The 4758-nt window shown below is 71.9% G+C and carries 3 protein-coding genes; all 3 read right to left on the reverse strand.

Features of this window, described 5'->3' with window-relative positions:
- Nucleotides 1-1317 (reverse strand): hypothetical protein (locus tag AOK00_RS24910; RefSeq protein ID WP_055602511.1); only part of this gene is annotated, 1317 nt, incomplete at its 3' end.
- 63 nt (nucleotides 1318-1380) lie between these two features.
- Nucleotides 1381-2997: a citramalate synthase gene (gene cimA, locus AOK00_RS24915; RefSeq protein ID WP_055602512.1), complete on the reverse strand. Its 1617-nt coding sequence runs from the start codon at nucleotides 2995-2997 to the stop codon at nucleotides 1381-1383.
- Between the two features lie 360 nt (nucleotides 2998-3357).
- The coding region (locus AOK00_RS24920) for an MFS transporter (RefSeq protein WP_254047484.1) at nucleotides 3358-4553 on the reverse strand (1196 nt) is incomplete at its 5' end.
- Between the last annotated feature and the right edge of the window lie 205 nt (nucleotides 4554-4758).

Genomic DNA, 4758 nt, shown 5'->3' on the forward strand with positions numbered 1-4758 from the left:
GAAGTCGCCGCCTCCGAATCCGCCGCCCCCGTCGCCGAAGCCGCTGCCGCCGAAGTCGCCGGAGTCGAAGTCGGCGCCGGAGAAGTCACCGCCCTCGAATTCGTTGCCGCCGTACTCGGCCGCGTAGGCCGGGGTGGAGAGCATCGAGCCGAGGACGGTGCCCATGAGGAGGCCGGGGAGGAGGCCGCCGCCGAAGTAGCCGCCGGCCCAGGGGCCGTAGGCCGGGCCCGCCTCCCAGTACGGGCGGCGGACGCCGTCCGCGTCGACCGTGCGGGCCATCGGGTCCAGTCCGTCGTCGAGGCGGGACGCGTCGGCGGCGCAGACCGGGACCTGGCGGGCGGTGCCACCGGCCGGGGTCCAGGTGCGGTCCTCGGTGGAGGGGCCGTGGCGCGGGTCGAAGAAGCAGGGCGCGCGGCGCTCGGGAAGCGGCCGGGACTCGCGGCGGGCGGCCAGGACGGCGAGCGAGTAGCGGCCGTCCTCCAGGGCCTCGGTGACCGCGCGGACGTCATGGGGCCGGGCGGCGGAGGCCATCAGGGACTTCGCCTTGTCGTACGAGTCGAGGGAGCGTTCGTAGTCGCCGCGCATGGCGTCGTCGGCGCCCGCTTCGGCGGGGTGGAAGTCGAGGCGTTCGAGTTCCTCGCCGAAGGCGGTGATGTCCTCGTCGACGACGACCCGGAGCTTGTCGAGCGCCGCGCGCTCCTCGGCCTCCTTGCGGAGCCGGTTGCGGCGGACGACCGCGTAGGCGCCCGCGCCTCCGGCGGCGGCCACGGCGCCGAGCGTCACGAGGCCGGCGACGGGGACGCCGCCGTCGGTGCCGACGGAGCCCCAGCTCGCGGGGGCGGAGCCGCGCAGGGTGGGCAGGGCCTGGTCGACGAAGTTGTTGAGCTCGGTGGCCGCGTCGACGCCCGGCTGGCGTACGGAGGTGACGAGGTTCCGCACGGCCTGTTCGGACATGACGGCGCGGTCGGCGGCCGCGTCGAAGCCGTCACCGAGACGGACCGCGTACAGGCCGGTGACTCCGGTCTGGGTCCGCAGGTTCGCGAGGAGGTCCTTGGGCGGGAACTGCGCGTTCGCGGGCAGGACCGCCACGAACAGCGGCTTGTCCGCGTCCTTGATCTTCTGGGCGAGGGCGTCCGCCTCGGACTTCGAGAGCTGGGCGGCGGCGCCCGGGTCGACGTACACCGGGCCCTGTTTCAGGGCGGCGGCCGCGTCGGGTATCCCCGTGGCCCTGGCGCCCGCGGAGGGGGCCAGGACCAGGAGCAGCAGCAGTATCAGCCCGCCGAGGGCCGACAGAAGGGAGAGCGGCCTGGTCCTCATGGTTCGACGCTACCCGAAGCGCGACAAACAAGACATAGAGGACCGGCCGGGGTGGCCGTGGGGCTACTCGGCGGGGTCGATGCCGGCCCGCAGCACTCCGTACGTGAAGGCGTCCTCCAGGGCCTGCCAGGAGGCGGCGATGACGTTCTCACCGACGCCGACCGTCGACCACTCGCCGTTGCCGTCGCTGGTGGTGATCAGGACGCGGGTCGTGGACTCGGTGCCGTGACGGCCCTCCAGGATGCGGACCTTGTAGTCGACCAGCTCGAACTTGGCGAGCTGCGGGTAGATCCGCTCCAGGGCGAGGCGCATCGCGCGGTCGAGCGCGTTGACGGGCCCGTTGCCCTCGGCGGTGGCGACGATCCGCTCGCCCTTGGCCCAGAGCTTCACGGTGGCCTCGTTGGCGTGCGTGCCGTCGGGGCGGTCCTCGACGATCGCGCGCCAGGACTCCGTACGGAAGTAGCGGCGGGCCCGTCCCTCGGCCTCCTCCCGGAGGAGCAGCTCGAAGGAGGCGTCGGCGGCCTCGTACGTGTAGCCCTGGAGCTCGCGCTCCTTGACCCGCTCGACGACCCGGGCCACGAGCGCGCGGTCGTCGCCCAGGTCGACGCCGAGCTCCTTGCCCTTGAGCTCGATGGACGCCCGGCCGGCCATGTCGGAGACCAGCATCCGCATGGTGTTGCCGACCAGCTCGGGGTCGATGTGCTGGTAGAGGTCGGGGTCGACCTTGATCGCGGAGGCGTGGAGACCGGCCTTGTGCGCGAAGGCGGAGACACCGACGTACGGCTGGTGGGTGGAGGGGGTGAGGTTGACGACCTCGGCGATGGCGTGCGAGATCCGGGTCATCTCGGCGAGGGCACCGTCGGGCAGCACCTTCTTGCCGTACTTGAGCTCCAGGGCCGCGACGACGGGGAAGAGGTTGGCGTTGCCGACCCGCTCGCCGTAGCCGTTGGCCGTGCACTGGACGTGGGTGGCGCCGGCGTCGACGGCGGCCAGCGTGTTGGCGACGGCGCAGCCGGTGTCGTCCTGGGCGTGGATGCCGAGGCGGGCGCCGGTGTCGGCGAGGACGGTGGCGACGACGGCCTGGATCTGGGCGGGGAGCATGCCGCCGTTGGTGTCGCAGAGGATGACGACGTCGGCGCCGGCCTCGTGCGCGGCGCGGACGACGGCCTTGGCGTAGTCGGGGTTGGCCTTGTAGCCGTCGAAGAAGTGCTCGCAGTCGACGAAGACGCGGCGACCCTGGGAGACCAGGTGGGAGACGGTGTCCCGGACCATCTCCAGGTTCTCGTCGAGGGTGGTGCGCAGGGCGAGCTCGACGTGCCGGTCGTGCGACTTGGCGACGAGTGTGATGACCGGGGCGCCGGAGTCGAGGAGGGCCTTGACCTGCGGGTCGGCGGCGGCGTCGCCGCCCGGCCTGCGGGTGGCGCCGAAGGCGACGAGCTGCGCGTTCTTGAAGGCGATCTCCTGGCGGGCGCGGGAGAAGAACTCCGTGTCGCGCGGGTTGGCTCCGGGCCAGCCGCCCTCGATGAAGCCCACGCCGAACTCGTCGAGGTGCCGGGCGATGGTCAGCTTGTCCGCGACGGTGAGGTTGATGCCTTCACGCTGCGCCCCGTCGCGCAGCGTCGTGTCGAAGACATGGAAGCTGTCGTCGAGGCGCTGGCTCTCGGCGTTCTCCGTGGTCATGACTGTGATGGCTCCTGTCGGATGTGGCTCCGGAAGGTCTGGATCCACTTGCCCCCATTCTCACGCGACGTCCGCTTCCGGCGTGGGTGGGGCCGGAAAACGAAAAAACCCCTCGCGGGTGCGAGAGGTCTGCGCGCGGGTCTGAGGCACGGTGTCCACTGCCGCGGGGGTCGTGCCGCGAATCAGTGGCCACTGCGGACCGGCGCGCTGCTGCCGATAATCATCGTGGTAGCAAGCACGCCCGCAGTCTGACACAGGTGGCGGCCCGGCGGGACGGGGGTCTCACGATACGGGCAGCCGTTCGGGCCCTTCGGCCCGCGCGCACCGGCCGGCGTCCGGGAGACCCGCCGTCCCCGGCGCTCACGACACCGGCAGCCGCTCCGGCGACCCTCCCGCCTGCCCGCGCTTCTGGCCGGGCACCGCGCCGCCGCCGTCCGTCCCGACCCGGCCCAGGTCGATGTCCCTGGTCTCCCGCATCGTGAGGTAGACGACCAGGGAGACGGCCGCACAGCCCGCCACGTACCAGTAGAAGCCCGACTCGACGCCCGCGTCCTTGAACCAGAGGGCCACGTACTCGGCGGTGCCGCCGAAGAGCGCGTTGGCGATGGCGTACGGCAGGGCGACGCCGAGGGCGCGGATGCCGGTGGGGAAGAGCTCGGCCTTCACGCAGGCGTTGATGGAGGTGTAGCCGGTGATGACGACGAGGGCGAGCAGGGAGAGCCCGAGGGCGGGCCAGAAGGAGCCCGCGTGCTTCAGCATCGTCAGGATCGGCACGGTGAGGAGCGTGGAGCCCACCGCGAAGGTGATGAGCAGCGGGCGGCGGCCGATGCGGTCGGAGAGGCGGCCGGCCAGCGGCTGGAGGCAGGCGAAGACGATGAGGGCGCAGAAGGAGACCAGGGTCGCGGTCTGCTTGGGGAGGCCTGCGGAGTTGGAGAGGTACTTGGTGAGGTAGGTGGTGTACGTGTAGTACGCCACGGTCCCGCCCATGGTGAGCGCGACGACGAGGAAGGCCTCGCGCCGGTGCGCCCACAGGGCCTTGAGGGTGCCCTTCTGCTCGCTCGCGACCCCGTCGTCGGCGGTGGTCTCGTACACCTCCGTCTCCAGCATCGTGCGGCGCAGGTAGAAGACGACGGCCGCGCCGAGGGCGCCGAGGACGAACGGGATGCGCCAGCCCCAGCTGTGCAGCGCCTCGGCGGACAGGGTGTGCTGGAGGACGAGGAGCAGGCCGAGGCCGAGGATCTGGCCCGCGGTCATCGACACGTACTGGAAGCTGGAGGCGAAGCCGCGGTGCTCGGGGGCCGAGGCCTCGGTGAGGTAGGTGGCGCTGGCGGCGTACTCGCCGCCGACGGAGAGACCCTGGAGGAGTCGGGCGATCAGAAGGACGGCGGCGCCGCCGTATCCGGCGACGGAGTAGGTGGGCGCGACCGCGATGAGGAGCGCGGAGGCGGACATCAGGGTGACGGTGAGGGTGAGGGCCGCCTTGCGGCCCTTGCGGTCGCCGACCCGGCCGAGGAGCCAGCCGCCGACGGGCCGCATGAAGAAGCCGACGGCGAAGANNGCTCGCGTACACGAACCAGTCGAACCACTCGACCATGTTGCCGGCGGAGCCGACCCAGATCTTCTTCCAGTGCTCTCGTCCCATGGACCGGAACCGTGCCGGAGGTGACGCCGGGGCAACAAGGGTGTAGCGGACAACGATCCCGTGTACTTACGTGCGTTACGGTCACGACGCGGGGACGGGCGGCGGGGTCGGGACGGGCG

Origin of the sequence: Streptomyces aureus (assembly GCF_001418135.1) — a bacterium.
Taxonomy (GTDB): domain Bacteria; phylum Actinomycetota; class Actinomycetes; order Streptomycetales; family Streptomycetaceae; genus Streptomyces; species Streptomyces aureus_A.

Bases quoted from the DNA above. Each gene is read 5' to 3' on its own strand.
- cimA (WP_055602512.1), bottom strand. From the start codon at position 2,997: ATGACCACGGAGAACGCCGAGAGCCAGCGCCTCGACGACAGCTTCCAT.